This window comes from Scandinavium sp. NPDC088450, from assembly GCF_044900545.1.
Classification (GTDB): domain Bacteria; phylum Pseudomonadota; class Gammaproteobacteria; order Enterobacterales; family Enterobacteriaceae; genus Scandinavium.
On the sequence record NZ_JBJDNI010000006.1, the window covers coordinates 195,923 to 213,850 of the forward strand.

13 protein-coding genes are annotated in these 17,928 nt (G+C 54.4%); all 13 read left to right on the top strand.

Going from position 1 to position 17,928, the window contains the following annotated elements; genetic code table 11:
- Positions 1-10: 10 nt before the first annotated feature.
- Entirely contained in the window at positions 11-2,608 is a 2,598-nt protein-coding gene (locus tag ACI2I2_RS08015) for an EAL domain-containing protein (protein WP_404657437.1), read from the top strand.
- Between the two features lie 167 nt (positions 2,609-2,775).
- Positions 2,776-3,663 carry a GyrI-like domain-containing protein gene (locus ACI2I2_RS08020; protein ID WP_404657438.1) on the top strand — a complete coding sequence of 296 codons (888 nt, stop codon included), beginning with the start codon at positions 2,776-2,778 and terminating at the stop codon, positions 3,661-3,663.
- Between the two features lie 44 nt (positions 3,664-3,707).
- A complete protein-coding gene (locus ACI2I2_RS08025) occupies positions 3,708-5,453 on the top strand; it encodes an amidohydrolase (RefSeq protein ID WP_404657439.1) in 1,746 nt (581 codons plus the stop codon).
- A gap of 185 nt (positions 5,454-5,638) precedes the next feature.
- Positions 5,639-7,801 carry a polysaccharide biosynthesis tyrosine autokinase gene (locus ACI2I2_RS08030; RefSeq protein WP_404657440.1) on the top strand — a complete coding sequence of 721 codons (2,163 nt, stop codon included), beginning with the start codon at positions 5,639-5,641 and terminating at the stop codon, positions 7,799-7,801.
- A 660-nt stretch (positions 7,802-8,461) separates the two neighbouring features.
- Positions 8,462-8,722 (top strand): hypothetical protein, encoded by a 261-nt coding sequence (locus tag ACI2I2_RS08035; RefSeq protein ID WP_404657441.1) that lies wholly within the window; start codon positions 8,462-8,464, stop codon positions 8,720-8,722.
- A gap of 110 nt (positions 8,723-8,832) precedes the next feature.
- Positions 8,833-9,477, top strand: coding sequence for a YjbF family lipoprotein (locus ACI2I2_RS08040; protein ID WP_404657442.1), 645 nt, complete (start codon positions 8,833-8,835; stop codon positions 9,475-9,477).
- Complete coding sequence (locus ACI2I2_RS08045) at positions 9,474-10,208, top strand: capsule biosynthesis GfcC D2 domain-containing protein (RefSeq protein WP_404657443.1); 735 nt, start codon at positions 9,474-9,476, stop codon at positions 10,206-10,208. The genes ACI2I2_RS08040 and ACI2I2_RS08045 overlap by 4 nt, the downstream gene beginning before the upstream one ends.
- Positions 10,205-12,298, top strand: coding sequence for a YjbH domain-containing protein (locus ACI2I2_RS08050; protein WP_404657444.1), 2,094 nt, complete (start codon positions 10,205-10,207; stop codon positions 12,296-12,298). The genes ACI2I2_RS08045 and ACI2I2_RS08050 overlap by 4 nt, the downstream gene beginning before the upstream one ends.
- 31 nt (positions 12,299-12,329) lie before the next feature.
- Positions 12,330-13,469 (top strand): polysaccharide export protein, encoded by a 1,140-nt coding sequence (locus ACI2I2_RS08055; protein ID WP_404657445.1) that lies wholly within the window; start codon positions 12,330-12,332, stop codon positions 13,467-13,469.
- A complete protein-coding gene (locus ACI2I2_RS08060) occupies positions 13,457-13,900 on the top strand; it encodes a protein tyrosine phosphatase (RefSeq protein WP_404657446.1) in 444 nt (147 codons plus the stop codon). The genes ACI2I2_RS08055 and ACI2I2_RS08060 overlap by 13 nt, the downstream gene beginning before the upstream one ends.
- An 18-nt stretch (positions 13,901-13,918) precedes the next feature.
- Entirely contained in the window at positions 13,919-16,102 is a 2,184-nt protein-coding gene (etk, locus tag ACI2I2_RS08065) for a tyrosine-protein kinase (RefSeq protein WP_404657447.1), read from the top strand.
- 60 nt (positions 16,103-16,162) lie between these two features.
- Positions 16,163-17,191 carry a UDP-N-acetylglucosamine--undecaprenyl-phosphate N-acetylglucosaminephosphotransferase gene (wecA, locus tag ACI2I2_RS08070; RefSeq protein ID WP_404657448.1) on the top strand — a complete coding sequence of 343 codons (1,029 nt, stop codon included), beginning with the start codon at positions 16,163-16,165 and terminating at the stop codon, positions 17,189-17,191.
- 85 nt (positions 17,192-17,276) lie between these two features.
- Positions 17,277-17,828: a GNAT family N-acetyltransferase gene (locus ACI2I2_RS08075; RefSeq protein ID WP_404657449.1), complete on the top strand. Its 552-nt coding sequence runs from the start codon at positions 17,277-17,279 to the stop codon at positions 17,826-17,828.
- Positions 17,829-17,928 lie beyond the last annotated feature (100 nt).

Sequence of the window (17,928 nt, forward strand, 5' to 3'; positions counted from 1 at the left end):
GAGACGAGTTATGCTTATCCTGAAAGAGAAGTTCTCCGTTGATGCTTACCCGCTGACGCTGACCAAAACGATTCTGTTAACCCTGGTGGTGACCTTCTGCTTTGTGCTGGTCACGATGTACGCTTTTTTGCATTTTGAGGGGTATAGCTTCCTCGACGCCATGAGCGAGAAAATGCTCTCCGCGAAAAAGGCGACCATTGAACGTGCCATCAATGATTATGTCGATGTGCCGCTGCAATCCAATGCCATTCTGGTGCATGCGATTGGTCAGGAAGAGGGCGACAACCTGCCTGTCCGTGAGCTGAGCAGTAACCTTATCAATAACATCAACAACGTCTTCTCCGATCGCCATTACCTGAACCTGCTGGAATTTGGCAGCATTAACGGCGACTTTATCGGGGTGTCTCATGACCGGGCCAGAGAGGATTATCTGGCGTTGAAAGATACCAGCACCGCGGGGTTACTGACGTTTTACAGCCACTTAAGTTCGGAATCGGCGGTCATCAAAACCACGCCTGATTACGATCCTCGTCGCCGGGAATGGTACACCGCTGTTGCCAAAGACAAACGTTCGCACTGGACTCGCCCGTTTATTGATTACAACGATCCGGGTATTACCGGTATCGCCTGGAGCTCACCGGCATTTAATCACCACGGAAAATTTGTCGGCGTGGTCGCCAGCGAGCTGCACTTCGATGAGCTCAACCAAAATCTGCAGAAATTCAAACCTTATCCCAACAGCATTTTGCTTATCGTCAACGACCAACATGAACTGGTGGCTTCATCACTTCCGGCTACAGCACAAGCTGCCTCGGTGAAGGCGGGCCAATTGCCCCCTTTACACAAGCTTAGCGAAAGCAGTAATGCAGAAGTGGTGGCCGCAGGGCAAGCCATTCTCCAGCAGGCAAAACCCGGCATGCTGTCAATGAAGGTCAAAGGGCAGGATTACTACGTTGATACCTTTGCCATCCAGGATCAGGAAGCGCAGTTGAACTGGAAGGGGGTGATCATCAGCCCGGCGGAAGCCACTTCACAGACCATTCTCAATTACGGAAAGGTGATGTTGCTGGTGCTCTTTATCGCCTGTGGATTGGGGTTGTTGGCGGTAGTTTGGGTACTCTCCCGAGCCACGCGCCCGCTGCTTGAAATCGCTCGTAAAGCCGACGAACTGGTGACTCACCGCTGGACGCCGTCCACCGACAAGCGCCATTTTCCGGAAATTGCCTCACTCGAAACGACCTTTATGGCGCTGTCGCACAAGCTCGCAGAAAGCTTCGAACTGCAGCGTAAGAAAATCGAAGAAGATGAAGACACGCAACTCTGGACTCGGGCGGGTTTGCTGCAACAACCGTCGCTGTATAAAAAGCGTAACCTGGTCGCGTTGCTACAGATTGGCAATATGTACAGCGTAGTGAATGCGCTGGGTTCCGAATTTGGTGATGCTTTCATTAACGAGTTTATTCGCCGTCTGCGCGACCTGTTGCCGACAGACACGCTGATCGCCCGTGATACCACGGACAAACTGCTGGTGGTTTTCCCGGGTGTAAACCAATACAAGGATTACCAGCGCTATTGCGAGATACTCGGCTCCTTGTTCATGGGCGATGCGCATGAACTGCATGGCGCAGACAATAAATACGTCTACACCGGTAACGTCGGGATGGTGCTTTCGCCCGTCACGGAAGCGTCATTCCCCTCGATTCGACGCGAGGTGGGGATTGCGCTGTTGCAGGCCGAATCTGTAGGGAACGGCGTGGTGACGCTCTTTTCTCAGGAAATGTACGAGCGCGAACTCTACAACATCCAGTTGCACGAGCATCTCCATGACGCTATTCATCACCACGAGTTCCATCTGGTGCTGCAACCGATCATCGATCAGCGCCACGAAGGGCATTGTCGGGAAGGTGAGTGCCTGCTGCGCTGGCATTCACAGGCCCTCGGGGACGTATCGCCGGACAGATTTATTCCGCTGGCGGAAGAGACCGGGCTGATTGTTCCGTTGGGGAAATGGGTTATCGAAGAAGCGTGCCGTGAACTGGCGATGATGATTGCCCGCGGTGCGCCACAGGACTTCCTGCTGCACATTAACGTGTCGGCCATCCAGTTATTACAGCAGGACTTTGCCTGGCACTTAATCGACAGCATACGCAGCAACGGCCTTGCCAACAGCAATATCTGTATTGAAATCACTGAAAGCGTGTTGATGCAGGATATGCAGCGCATCGGCAAAATGCTCGGCTATTTGCGCCGTCATGGAATTTCAATCTCGCTTGATGATTTCGGCTCCGGGTTCTCGAGCCTTTCTTATCTGCACGCGTTGCCGTTTGACAGCATTAAAATCGACCGCAATTTTGTCTCCGGCGTGATGGGCGATGAAAAAGCACAGTCGGTCATTAATTCCCTGATTGTGCTGGCAAGTGGCTTCAACGTGCCGCTGATTGCTGAAGGCATCGAAGATGAAAGCGTAATGCAGAAGCTCAAAGCGCTCGGTTGCCAGAAAGCACAAGGCTACTATTTCCGTCGCCCCGCCGAATTTTCCACCTTCCGCTGTGAAGGCGGTGAGTTCTTTTACCAGTCGGAAGAAGAGGGCAGCGAAGCACTGGTGTGACTGCGGAGCATCCTTATTGTCCGGCGGCGCTGAGCTTGCCAGGCCTACAAGAATGATGTTCACCGTAGGCCGACGCAAGGCGAAGCCTTCACCCGGCATCGGTTGCTCTTTTTCCCCGGACTCTGCTAAAAAAGATGGAATCATAGCCGGGGAGGAAGCCTACACAGATGCAGCAGGACAAACGCAAGCCGGTGTTTAAGGCGATGGATTACATCAGCCAGAACCTGTGTCTGAACCCGACGCTGGAAGAGATTGCAGGCTCGGTGGCGTTGTCGAGCTTTCATTTTCATCGCCTGTTTCGGGCTCAGGTGGGGGAAACCGTGGCGGAGTTTACCCGCCGATTGCGGATGGAAAGGGCGGCCAACTGGTTGCTGGTTTATCCGCAGACCGACATTACCGGGCTCGCGCTGCGGGTGGGTTTTTCCAGCTCGCAAAACTTTGCCAAAGCTTTTCGTCTGCATTTTTCCGTCTCGCCTGGGGAATATCGCCGCCGTCACATTCAGGTAACAAACAGCAAGCCTGGAAACGTCACGGCGCAGAAAAGTGCCTATTCTCACACCACGCCCAACGTTAACGGCATTCTTAGCGCACGTTTGGCAGAGTTGCCCGCTCGGCGAGTGGCGTATATGCGTCGCTTCGGGCCGTACGGCAAAGAAACCTGTGAACAGACGCATCAGGATTTACTTGCCTCGCTGCCTGAACGCACGCCTTCAGAACCCGCAGGTACGCTTTGTGTTTACTGGGATTCACCGGAGATCACAATGCAGTCGCGCTGCCGGACAGATGTTGCGGTTGAAATTGGCGCAACGGAAAAAACCGGGCGAGGTATTGCCGTTCAGATCCTTGCCGCTGGGCTGTATTGCGTCTGCAAATGTGCTGTGTATGGCGAAGACATTGATGCCGCCTGGCAGCAGGCTTTCGACTGGATAAAATCTCGCGGGTTTATTAAGAGCGATAAGCCTTGCTATGAATATTATTATTCCGAAACGGATGTCGACAAAAATTATTACGTGTTCGATCTTTGTATTCCTTTGCAAACCACACCAGAAGCATAAATCAATAACACCTACGCGATATTCGCAACGCAACGGAGCAATCAATGAAAACCTCACGGCTATTTCTGGTGTGCGCACTGGCCGCAACCTCATTACCTGTATTTGCCCAACAGACAGTCACTCTTATTTATGGTGGCGACATTTATAGCGCCGATCCGAATAATCCACACCCGGAAGCCATTGCAATTGAAGGGCAAAAAATCATCGCGGTGGGGAAATATCAGGACGTACAAAAACAGGCCGGCAAGGATGCCACACGTCTTGATTTGCAGGGTAAGTACCTGATGCCGGGTTTGATAGACAGCCATGCGCATGTGGCTTATGCTGGATTCCAGACTGTCACGTTAGCGCTTCCGGATGGGTTGAAGAACGCGAAGGACATTCAGGCCTTCGTTACTGAAAATAAAAATAACCCTAAACTCAATCTTAACGGCGTACAGTTTTACAGTAATCTCTCGTTATATTATTGGAATAATATTCCGTTATTGTCTTCCGTGTTTAATGCACCTGAATATCAAAATATTCCTGTGGTATTAGCCGGTTCAGATGCGCATACAGGATGGGCGAATCAGGCAATGCTGCGCAAAGCAAAGTTAACTGATGACAGGCTCACGAATGCAGATAAAGGGATTAAAGCAGGAACAGGATTAACCGAGGGAAAAATAAATGGATTTGTCTCAGAAGGTGCGTGGGATTACGTACTGAGCGCGATCCCGCCTGTCGATGATAAAAAGATAGCTGAAGGGATAACCGCAGGCGCCGCGGTGATGAACGGTTTTGGACTCACCGCGTGGATGGACCCAATCAGCAACGTGCGCCCGCTGGCACCCGTTTTTAACGCTCATCCTGGGCGAAATGATGAAGGTCTGTTGCCAGCCTACACTGCGCTTGCACAGGCCGGAAAACTCAACGCGCATGTGACCGGGCTGGCGTTGGTGAACATTCATTCCACGCCTGCGGCGATTGATGATGTTGTGGCAGTGAGAGAGAAATTTTCGCACACTCCAGACGTGCGCTTGGGCGGCATCAAAATCTTCCAGGATGGCGTAATTGAATATCCTGCGCAGACCGCCAAACTTAGCGAGCCTTACCTGAATCGACCCGGTTACAGCGGAGATAACTCACTGGACAAAGCACAGTTTTGCCAGTTGATTGCCAAAGCAGATGCGGAACACTTGATTGCTCATTTCCATGCCATCGGCGACCGCGCGGTATCAGAAGCACTGGATGCGATTGCCTGTGCGCGTAAGCAAAATGGCGACAGTCAGGTGCTGCACAGCATTACGCATCTGGAAGTTGTCAGCCCCGACAGCATTCCTCGTTTCCAGCAGTTGAACGTGGCGGCATCAATGCAGTTGCTGTGGGCTGGAAAAGACGCCGCTTCCACCACGCTCATCGACGGAAAAGTACCTGCGCCGCTCTTAAAACATCTTTATCCGGCAGGGGATTTGTATCGCCATCATGCGCTCATTGCCGGTGCGAGCGACTGGCCGGTTTCCAGCCCAAATCCGCTGTTGGCTATCTACACTGCAGTCACCCGCATGGGCGAACTGGGGCAACTACCGCCTGACAGCGAAAAAGTTGGACGCGCCGAAATGTTGCAGGCCTACACGCTCAATGCCGCTAAAGTGATTGGCCGCGACAAAGAGATTGGCTCAATTGCCGTCGGGAAAAGTGCAGATCTGGTGCTGTTTGACCGTAATCTGGAAAAAGTCAGCATCGAAGAACTGCGCGATGCCAAAGTCCTCTGGACGTTGTTTGAAGGCCGTAAGGTTTATCAGGCGAACTAACCCTTTCACATCGACTTCACGCGGGCTACTTTCTCAGCCCGCGCTTCACTCTGCAACCCCACGCACAGCTCACCTGGTCCGTATTACGTAATCCTAGTTTATTGATATTATTGTCTTTTTCTTATTTAAGAAATATTCTGATTTAAGAAATAGCAAGGGACAAAGTCTCAAAGGAATGGGTAAAAATGTCGATGATAAACCTGAGTACCCCAGGCGGTGCGACAGCCGCAGAGAACGAGATTGATCTGGGGCGTCTGCTGGGAGAGCTTATCGACCACCGGGTGATGATTGTGAGTATTACCGCCTTGTTCACGCTGGTTGCGGTTGTCTGGGCGCTGTTCTCCACCCCCGTTTATCAGGCTGATGCGCTGGTACAGATTGAGCAAAAGCAGGGAAATGCGCTGCTCAATAGTCTCAGCCAGATGATGCCCAACACCTCGCCGGAATCGGCACCTGAACTGCAACTTCTGCAATCCCGCATGATCCTCGGTAAAACCATTGATGACCTCAATCTGCGCAGCCAGGTTCAGCAGGTCTATTGGCCGGTGCTAGGCCGTGGCTGGGCGCGCCTCACCGGGAAAAAACCAGGCACCGTCACCCTCAACTGGCTGCATATGCCTCGCGTTCACGGCAAAGCCCAGACGCTGTTGCTGACCGTGGGGAAAAAAGGGCGCTTTCGGTTATCGGGTAAAGGTTTCTCCGTGGACAGTGCGCCCGGTGAAATGGTCGAACTGGGGGGGATCTCCGTCAATATTCGTTCCATTGATGCACCCCCCGGCACTCGCTTTATCCTCAAACGCCTGACGGAACTGGAAGCGATAAACGAGCTGCAAAAGGGCTTTTCGGTGAGCGAGCGTGGCAAAGACAGCGGCATGCTGGGGCTGACAATGAAAGGCGACAACCCGCAGCACATCGCTGATGTCCTCAACAGCATAGCGAACAATTATCTGCAACAGAACGTGGCGCGGCAGGCTGCTCAGGACTCCCGCAGTCTCGATTTTTTACAGACACAGCTGCCGAAAGTGCGAGGCGAACTGGATCAGGCGGAAGATCGCCTGAACCGCTACCGCAAAGCCAGCGATTCAGTCGATCTCAATCTGGAAGCCAAATCCGTGCTGGAGCAGGTGGTGAATGTCGACAATCAGCTTAACGAGCTGACATTCCGTGAAGCCGAAGTCTCGCAGCTCTACAAGAAAGATCACCCGACTTATAAAGCGCTGATGGATAAACGTCGCACGCTGGAGAACGAAAAAGTGCGCCTGAGCAAGCGTGTGTCAACGATGCCGTCGATGCAGCAGGAAATCTTACGTTTGAGCCGCGATGTTGAATCTGGCCGGGCGGTGTATCTGCAATTGTTGAACCGCCAGCAGGAACTGAGCATTGCGCGTTCGAGCGCGATCGGTAACGTTAGAATCATCGATGAAGCGGTCACCCAGCCGCGGCCTGTTGCGCCGAAGAAAACGCTAATCGTGATGTTGGGCGTGATGCTGGGGTTGATGGTGTCTGTCGGCGGTGTATTCATGCGAAGCATGCTGCGTCGGGGGATTGTTTCCCCGGAACAGCTGGAGGAGAAGGGTATCAACGTTTATGCCACGGTGCCGTTGTCCGAGTGGCTGCAAAAGAACCAGCGCCAGCGTAGCAAACAGAAGCTATCACACAGCTATCTGGCGCTTGATAACCCGGCTGATCTGGCGGTGGAGTCCATCCGCAGTCTGCGAACCAGCCTGCATTTTGCGATGATGGAAGCGCCTGATGCGGTGCTGATGATTTCAGGCGCCACGCCGGACAGCGGCAAAACGTTTGTCAGCAGCACCCTGGCGGCGATTGTCGCGCAATCGGCACTGCGCGTACTTTATATCGATGCCGATATGCGCAAAGGCTATGCCCACGAGTTGTTCACGCTGCCCAATGAGAAGGGGCTCTCCGATGTCCTCTCTGGTAAAACGCCCCTGGAGCAAGCCGTGCAGGCTTTCCCTGCCGGCGGGTTCGATGTGCTGACTCGCGGCCAGGTGCCGCCTAATCCTTCTGAATTGCTGATGCACGAACGTTTCCGCTCTCTGCTGCACTGGGCGAATAACGCCTACGACATGGTGATTGTTGACACTCCACCCATTCTGGCGGTGACAGATGCAGCAGTGATTGGCCGCAGCGCAGGCACCAGCCTGGTGGTGGCGCGTTTTGGCATGAACAGCGTGAAAGAGATGACGGTCTGCGTGCAGCGCCTGGAGCAGGGCGGCGTCAAAGTGAAAGGCGCGATACTCAACGGCGTGGTCAAACGAGCCAGCAGTCGACTGGGTGAAGGCTATCACCATTATGGATACCGCTACGACGAAAAAAGCGGAGTCTGATGACACCCTTATTGAACAGCACGTTTCACCCCAATGTGCAGGGTGAAAAAAATTAAGGCGAGAATTGCTGATAAAAATGACGCTAATTTCGGTAATAAATGTTTTTTGGCTATTTGTTCATCGTGCAAATCTGAAGGGGATATAAACGCAACATAGTTGCGCCTTATTTCACTTTAAGGCAATGGACTATTATATTCTGGAATGCTGAAAAATGAGCTCACCTTGATTTTTGTTACTTTATTTTAACGTCATTTTTAGTGGGCTTTATTAAGGTATTTTCATGTTAAAAAAGTGTGTTGGGTGGGTGTGTGATGGGCGATAAAACGTCTTTTATTGCAGCGGATAAAGTATTTTAAAGAGTGAGTTAAGCGGTAAAAATAATGTGATTATCTATCCGCAGGCGAAGGCGCATGAAATTGCGGTCGGTTGTTATTTTTTAACTTGGGAATTATCCTACTCCAGCGACTTCACTTATTACTATCTCCAGACGTCAGACCCTATTTTCGCAACCCATCTTCGCACACTGGCAGCCAGAGCCAGGGCGGTGGCATGGATGATATTCCGTGCCTTTCAGGGACGGAAGTCAGCCCGGGCGTATACCCGGTTAACTAGCCTGAATATTCAGGTTCAATCAGTCCATTCATTGAATGAGGAACATAAATGAAAAAGACGCTTTGTGCAGTTCTGGCTGCGCTGACCTTCGCCGCAGTCGCACCTTCCGCGGTCGCCGCAACTGAAGCAGCTGCAGGCACCACGGCTGCAACCGCAGGGACCACTGGCGGCGTGGCCGCTGGCGCAGTAGGCACCGCCACCGTCGTGGGTGTGAGCGCCGTTGCTGGCCTCGCCACACTGGCGGTTGTTGCGGCCAACGACAGCAGCGATGGCTCTAAAAACACCACCACCACCACTGCCACGCGTTAAGGCGGTTTGCGCTGAGTGACTCACTCAGTGCCTGTTACCCGGCGGCGCAGTTGGCCCCGGGTAATTTCACCCTGAAGCGGTTTAGGGATTCATTTTGAGAAGGAGTTAGGGTGCGAGTGCTGATTTTTCCCTTGATAGGGCTGTTCCTGCAAGGGTGTACGCCCAGCCAGCAAAGTATGGTGGACACGTTCTCCGCATCGCTGCGCGGTGCGCCGGACGTAGTGGTGGCAGATGAAGAGATTCAGGCTCTGCCCTACGCCACGATGTATCTGCGGCTCAACGACGGTCAGCGCATTTTTGTGGTGCTCGGCTATCGGGAAAACGGCCTCAACAAATGGCTCACTCAGGATCACGCGATGATCGTGACGGACCACGGGCGGCTGGAAAAAACCGTCGGCCTGCACAGCAACCTTCTGGAAGTGACTCATCTTGCCAGCGATCCGCTGAGAAATGCCGCGCAGCTACAAAATGGTCAGCAATGGCAGCGTGACATCCGTTGGACCGAAGACGGTGAGCTACGTTCCGCCCGACTGACCTCAACGTTTACCTCTGCGGGGAAAAGCACGCTGATGATTGCCGGTCAGCCTGTTGAGACACAACTGTGGCGGGAAACCGTGCGCAGCGCTTCACCGCAGCGCGAATGGCAAAACACGTTCTGGATTGAGAACACTACCGGGCTGGTTCGTCAGAGTCAGCAAATGATTGGCGCAGGCGTACTGCCCGCAGAAATGACGCTCCTGAAACCCGCCCCATGAAAATGCTTCTAACGCTGCTGACAGGCACCTTACTGCTCGCCACTTCCGCTCTCGCTGCAAAAGACAGCGTGGTGACGATTTACGGCCCCCAATCCGGGCAACAGATCAGGGTTGAGAATGTTCAAACCCTGGCTCAGCTGGTGACCTCACCTGAAGTGAGCGCCAACGCCTGGTGGCCAGGTGCCATTATCACCACCACGGCGGCAAGCCAAAAGGCCAAAGCCCAGCAGCAACACATTTTGCAGCAGCTCAACACCTGGCAACAGCAGGCGAAAGGGCCGCTGGCCGCGACGTTGCGCAGTGTTAAAGCACAGCTTGCCAGCTTTACGGTGGTAGGTCGTTTATCGGTGAATCTGGACCCGGACGTGGTACGCACTCAGCCCCATGCCAATGTTCGCCTGCAAGGTGAATACCAGCTTTATCTGACGCCGCGACCGGACACCGTCACATTGCTGGGTGCGATTGATTCGCCAGGCAAGCAACGCTGGCTACCGGCAACCAGCGTACGTGATTACTTCAAAGGCCAGCTATTTTTGGCGGGAGCCGACACCAGCCACGTTACGGTGATTTCACCTTCCGGGGAGCAAAACGTTGCGCCGATAGCGCTGTGGAACGATCTGCATCGCGAGGCCGAACCCGGCAGCGTGATTTGGGTTGGTTTTGCCGAAGGTGAGCGTGGCTTGAATGAACAGATTATTCGTCTGCTGGCACAAAGGGAGGCGAAACCATGAAACAACGTCTGTTGCTGAGTTGCCTGGCGGTGGCTGTTTCCAGCGCTTGTTATGCCGAAACTGAAACATTCCCCGATCCGCTCGGCCCGTCTCAGTCGGATTTTGGCGGCACCGGCCTGCTGCAAATGCCTAACGCCCGCATCGCCCGTGAAGGGGAGTTCAGCCTCAACTATCGCGATAACGATCAGTACCGTTTTTATTCGACGTCGATTGCGCTGTTCCCGTGGCTGGAAGGCACCATTCGCTATTCCGATGTCCGTACCCGCAAATACAGCAACAACCCGGATTTCAGCGGCGACCAGAGCTACAAAGACAAGTCCTTCGATTTCAAAGTTCGACTGTGGGAAGAGTCAGCCTGGATACCGCAACTGGCATTAGGCAAACGCGATATTGCCGGAACGGGTTTATTCGACGGTGAGTATCTGGCGGCCAGCAAAAGGGTTGGGCCGGTTGATCTGACTTTCGGCATGGCGTGGGGATATCCGGGCAATAGCGGCAATATCAGTAACCCTTTCTGCCGCATGAATGATAAGTACTGCACCCGAGCAGAACTGAACGATGCAGGTGATATCAGCTTCAGCGACATGTTCCGTGGCCCGGCAGCGCTGTTCGCTGGCGTGGAATACCAGACTCCGTGGCACCCGCTGCGCCTCAAGCTGGAGTATGACGGCAACGATTATAAGAACGAGTTTGCGGGCCACATCAAACAAGCCAGCCCGTTTAACGTTGGCGCAGTTTACCGTGCCGCCGAATGGGCAGATTTGACGCTGAACTACGAGCGTGGCAACACGCTGATGTTCGGTTTTACGCTGCGGACCAATTTCAACGATCTGCGCCCGGCGTTGCGGGATAACCCGAAGCCGCACTATCAGCCAGCGCCGGAGACAACGGGGCTGCAGTACACCGCCGTTGCGAGCCAGCTCACTGAATTAAAATATAACGCCGGATTTAACGCCCCGGAAATGCTCCAGCGGGATAACACGCTCTATCTGCGCGGCGAGCAGTACCGTTATCGCGATTCGCGGGAAGCCGTGGATCGTGCCAATCGCATTCTGATTAATCACCTGCCGGAAGGCGTTGAAACGCTGAGCGTGACGCAGACGCGCAATCATCTGCCCATGGTCACCACGGAAACTCAGGTCTCCAGCCTGCGCCAGCAGCTTGAGGGCTATCCTCTCGGGCAGGAAAAAACGCTGGAACAGCAACGCGTGGAGCCGGTTGATTTCTCCGCCTGGGGGCGTGGTTATCGCATCAAAGAGAGCCGTTTCAATTACTCCCTTTCGCCAACCCTTGCTCAGTCGCTCGGTGGCCCTGAAGGGTTCTATATGTTCCAGGTTGGGCTATTAGCAAGCGCCAACTACTGGCTGACGGATAACCTGCTGCTCGACGGTGGCGTGTTCGCCAACCTCTACAACAACTACGACAAATTTAACTCCTCGCTCCTGCCTACAGACTCAACGTTGCCGCGAGTAAGAACCCACATTCGCGACTATGTCGCCAACGATGTTTACGTCAACAACCTGCAGGGTAACTACGTTCGTCGCCTCGGGCAGGGCTTTTACGGCCAGCTCTACGGTGGCTATCTGGAAACGATGTACGGCGGCGTCGGAGCTGAAGTGCTTTTCCGTCCGCTGGATGCCAGTTGGGCACTGGGAATGGACGTGAACTACGTCAAACAACGCGACTGGAACAACATGATGCGCTTTACCGACTACAGCGCGCCGACAGGTTTTCTGACTGCTTACTGGAACCCGCCGCAGGTCAATTCGGTATTGATGAAGCTCAGTGTCGGCCAGTATCTGGCGAAAGACAAAGGCGCGACGCTGGATGTCGCTAAGCGTTTTGACAGCGGCGTGACCGTGGGCGTGTGGGCGGCGATGACCAATGTCTCAAAAGAAGACTACGGCGAAGGCGGCTTCAGCAAAGGCTTTTATGTCTCTGTGCCGCTGGATCTGATGACCATCTCGCCAAACCGCAACCGCGCCGTGGTGTCCTGGACGCCGTTAACGCGTGATGGCGGGCAAATGCTCGGCCGCAAATATCAGCTCTACGGCATGACCGCAGAACGCGAAATGCCCGTGGGGCAATAACCCTGAACACCTTGATGAATGATAGTGAGACATGAAAAAGCGAATCTTTAAATTTTCCCTGCTGGGTCTGGCGCTTGTGACGCTGAGCGGCTGCACTGTGGTGCCCGGTCAGGGGCTGAGCACCCGTGGCAAAGATGTCATCGAACTGCCGGACAGCCAGTACGACCTCGATAAAATGGTCAACGTCTACCCGCTGACGCCAGGGCTGGTCGATAAACTTCGCCCGCAGCCGGTGACTTCTCGCGCCAATCCGCTGTTGGATGAACAACTGACTCAGTATGAATACCGCATTGGCGTGGGCGATGTGCTGATGGTCACCGTCTGGGATCACCCGGAACTGACGACGCCTGCGGGCCAGTATCGTAGCGCCAGCGACACGGGCAACTGGGTGAATGCCGACGGGGCGATTTTCTACCCTTATATCGGTCGGCTGAAGGTGGCCGGGAAAACGCTGACTCAGGTTCGCGCCGAGATAACCGCGCGGCTGGATAAAGTGATTGAGAGCCCGCAGGTGGATGTCAGCATCGCCGCATTCCGTTCGCAGAAAACGTATGTGACGGGCGAAGTGGCGAAGTCTGGCCAACAGCCAATCACCAACATTCCGCTGACGGTGATGGATGCCATCAACAACGCAGGCGGCCTGACCGCAGACGCCGATTGGCGCAACGTGGTGCTCACGCATCAAGGGCAGGACACAAAAATCTCACTGTATGCACTGATGCAGCGCGGAGATCTGACCCAAAACAAACTGCTGCATCCAGGCGATATTCTTTTCGTGCCGCGCAATGACGATCTGAAAGTCTTTGTGATGGGCGAAGTGGGCCGCCAGAGCACGCTCAAAATGGATCGCAGCGGCATGACGCTGGCAGAAGCGCTCGGCAATGCTGAAGGCATGAAGCAGGAGATGTCCGACGCCAGCGGCGTGTTTGTCATTCGCTCACTGAAAGGCAAGCAGGGCGGCAAGATTGCCAACGTTTATCAGCTCAATACCAAAGATGCCACGGCGATGGTGCTCGGCACGGAATTCCCGCTCGAACCTTACGACATCGTGTATGTCACCACTGCGCCGCTGGTGCGCTGGAATCGCGTGATTTCGCAACTGGTCCCGACTATCTCCGGCGTTCACGATCTCACCGAAACCGCGAGGTTTATCAAATCATGGCCAAACTAAGTTTCCACTCCATTCTGGTGGTGTGCACCGGAAACATTTGTCGTTCGCCCACGGGCGAGCGCTTGCTGCGTGAAATGCTGCCGCACGTTCAGGTTGATTCTGCGGGGACCGCAGGCTTAACCGGAAAACCAGCAGATTCGGCGGCTTCCCAGGCGGCGGAGAAAAACGGGTTATCCCTTGAAGGCCATATCGCCCGCAAAATCACGCCCGCCATGGCGCGGGAGTATGACCTGATTCTGGTGATGGAATCCGAGCATATTGCTCAGGTGACGTCGATGGTGCCAGAAGTCAGGGGCAAGACGCTGTTCTTCGGCCAGTGGCTTAAGGAAAAAGAGATCCCGGATCCTTACCGCAAAAGTCACGAAGCGTTCGATCATGTTTACGGCCTGATGCAACAGGCCAGTCAGGAATGGGCAAAAAGGCTCAGCTAAATTCACGGAAGTTGTGTTATGTCGACCAAAAACCTTAGCGCGCCGCAGGGCGCTGCCACGGCAGAGAATGAGATTGATTTGGGCCGTCTGCTTGGCGAACTTCTTGACCATGCAAAGCTGATTATCGGGATAACCGCGCTGTTCACCGTGCTGGCGGTGGTTTACGCGCTGTTCTCCACGCCAGTCTATCAGGCTGACGCCATGATTCAGGTGGAGCAAAAGCAGGGCAACGCGCTGCTCAGCAGCCTGAGCCAGATGATGCCGAATGCCTCGCCGGAATCGGCCCCTGAAATGCAGTTGCTGCAATCCAGGATGATCCTCGGCAAAACCATTGATGACCTGAGCCTGCGTAACGTCGTTCAGCAAAAGTATTTCCCGGTCTTTGGCCGCGGCTGGGCGCGTTTAACCGGTGAACAACCAGCTGAACTGGCTATCAGCTGGATGAACATTCCGCGTCTTTACGGCAAGTCGCAAATCCTGACGCTGACCGTAGGCGAAGAAGGCCGTTATCACCTTGAAGGTGAAAGCCTCAGCGCTGACGGCGTACAGGGGCAATTGCTGGATGTGGACGGCATTTCGCTGAAAATCGCGGATATTCAGGCGCGACCGGGCACCCGGTTCACGCTCAGCCAGCAAACGGAGCTGGAAGCGATTAACGATTTGCAGCTCAGTTTTGCCGTCAACGAGCGTAGCAAAGACAGCGGTATGCTGGGGCTGACCATGACCGGTGACGACCCGCAGCTTATCGCCCGCATTCTCAACAGCATTGCGGATAACTATTTGCAGCAAAATATCGCCCGCCAGGCCGCACAAGATTCGCGCAGCCTGGAGTTCCTGCAAAGCCAGTTGCCAAAAGTGCGCGGCGAGCTGGATGAGGCTGAAAGCAAGCTCAACAGCTACCGTCAGGAACGCGACTCGGTCGATCTCAATCTGGAAGCCAAATCGGTGCTCGAACAGATTGTGAATACCGACAATCAGCTGAACGAACTGACCTTCCGTGAGGCGGAAATTTCGCAGCTGTACAAGAAGGATCACCCGACCTACAAAGCGCTGATGGATAAACGCCAGACGCTGGAACAGGAAAAAAAGCGCCTTAACAAACGCGTTTCGGCGATGCCTGCGACGCAACAGGAAGTGCTGCGTTTGAGCCGCGATGTCGAATCTGGTCGTGCGGTTTACCTGCAATTACTCAACCGCCAGCAGGAACTGAGCATTGCTCAGTCGAGCGCCATCGGTAATGTGCGCATCATCGATTCTGCGGTGACTCAGCCGCAGCCCATTAAGCCAAAAAAGGCGCTGGTGGTGGTGATGGGGCTGATGCTTGGCCTGTTTATTTCTGTCGGCCTGGTGCTGGCACGCGCGATGTTGCGCCGTGGGATTGAATCGCCGGAACAGCTGGAAGAGCAGGGCATCAACGTGTACGCCACCGTGCCTGTGTCTGAATGGCTGGAAAAGAAAACGCGTTTGCGCAGCAAAAACATCTTCTCGACCACCTTCCGCCATCGCACCAAAAACGTGCCGTTTCTGGCGGTGGATAATCCGGTCGATCTTGCTGTTGAGGCCGTGCGTGGTCTGCGTACCAGCCTGCACTTCGCGATGATGGAGTCGTCGAATAATTTGCTGATGATATCCGGTGCCACGCCGGACAGCGGCAAAACGTTCGTCAGCAGCACGCTGGCGGCGATTGTGGCGCAGTCCGGGCAAAAAGTGCTGTTCATCGATGCCGATATGCGTCGCGGTTATTCTCATGAGCTGTTTTCAATGGACAACCACGCGGGGCTGTCGGATGCGCTGGCGGGCAAAGTGGAAACCAGCTCTGTGATCCGCACCTTCGACAAAGGCGGTTTTGACGTGATCACCCGTGGGCAAGTGCCGCCCAATCCGGCGGAGCTGCTGATGCATGAACGTTTCCGTCACTTGATGGAATGGGCAAGCGAGCACTACGACATGGTGATTATCGACACGCCGCCGATTCTTGCGGTGACCGATGCCGCGGTGATTGGCCGTATCGCAGGAACCAGCCTTGTAGTGGCGCGTTTCGGGATGAACAGCGTCAAAGAGATGACCGTGTGTGTTCAGCGTCTGGAACAAGGCGGGGTGAACATCAAAGGCGCGATCCTCAACGGGATAGTCAAACGCGCCAGCAGCCAGTACGGCTACGGGTATCACCATTACGGCTACAGCTACGCCGAAAAAGAGTAAATCAGCCCCCGCACTGCGGGGGTTTTCTTAAGCAAAGCGTTATGCGAAGGAGAGCGCAGCATGCTGACAGGCATCACGATAGATTTTTTGATGGTATTCCTTAGCGGCTTTACCGGGCTGGCAGTCGCCAGAAAAACGGCTCCGGTCATTGGTCTGCTGGATAAACCTGATGCGCGTAAAGTTCATGACGGGCATATTCCGCTGGTTGGGGGCATTTCGGTGTGGATAGCGCTCTGTGCGGTGCAGATGCTCAACCCGGGCTGGCTCGATGCGCAGCCTATTTTCTGGTTTTGTCTCTCGCTGCTGTTGATTGTCGGCGTTATCGATGACCGCTTCAACTTGCCCGTAATGCCGCGGATCATCGCTCAGGCGCTGACTGCTGTACTGATGATGTACTCCGGAAACACACTCTGGACGCTTGGGGAAATTGTGCCTGGCTACGTGATGGTGCTGGGCGCAGCGGGATATCTGTTGACGCTGGTCGCCATCTGGGCATCGATTAATGCTTTCAATATGATAGATGGCATTGATGGATTACTCGGGGCGGTTTCCTGTGTCACCTTTTCGGCGCTGGCCTGGCTCTTTTACCAGCATGGTCAACACGGAGAAGGCCAGTGGAGCCTGGCGCTGGTGCTGGCATTACTGCCGTATCTGGCTGCCAATCTTGGTCTGTTCGGCGGTAAAAAACGCAAAGTGTTTATGGGCGATGCCGGGAGCACGGTCCTTGGCTTTGCCGCCATCTGGCTGCTGGTGGTCGCCACGCAGTCTGAACAACCGGTGATGACACCCGTCACAGCGCTGTGGCTGATTGCGATACCGCTGGCTGACATGGGCGCGGTGTGTTTACGTCGCCTGTGCAGCCGGGTTAGTCCGTTTCGCCCTGATCGCGGGCATATCCACCATATCGTCATGAAATGTGGGTTCAGCCCGCGCCAGACACTGGCCATCTTGTTCGCAGCAGCGGTACTTTGTGCAGCCGTGGGCATTGTGTTCGGGAGCGTTGAAATGCCCGAATGGATAAGCCTCGCACTTTTTTTGTTGGCGTTTGCTGGCTGGTACCGCTTCTCATCCCGGGTTTTCCATCGCTAGAAGCAAGCTACCTGTTTTGTGGTTGCGTTCCAGGCATTCCCCAAATTATGTTGCTGTATTAAGACGGATTTGGGAGGGGACTATCGTGACAACGCCTGCTTTAGAAACCGCGCGACTGCTGCTCAAACCGCTGCAGTCAGAAGATGCCGTGCAGATCCAACAGAAATTCCCGCGCTGGGAAATCGTGCAGTATCTGGTCTCCACCGTGCCGTGGCCTTTTCCTGAAGGTGCGGCGCAAAACTACGTCGATAACGTCGCCTTAGCCGCCACCAAAAACGGCACCGGCTGGTTCTGGTCGCTACGTCGCAAAGAAGCGGAAAACGAGCTGATAGGCGTTATCTGTCTGATGGACCAGCCTGATAACAACCGTGGTTTCTGGCTGGTGCCAGAATGGCAAGGGCAAGGATTGATGAGCGAAGCCTGCGATGTGGTCAACGACTTCTGGTTTGCGACACTGGGTAAAGATGTGCTGCGCGCGCCAAAAGCGGTCACCAATCAGCGTTCGAAAAACATCTCCTCCCGCAGCGGCATGCGGCTGGTCCGCAAGCAAATGGGCCAGTATGTTTCTGGGGATCTTGAGACTGAGCTTTGGGAAATGACTCGCGAGATGTGGGAGAGGGGGAAAGGGCGGGGGTGAGCGGGGTGTATGAACCGGTCACATGGGTAACAACATTGACCGGTCACATGGGTGACACCTTCATATCAATCGAGCCGGATTATACGATGGTTTATTTTGT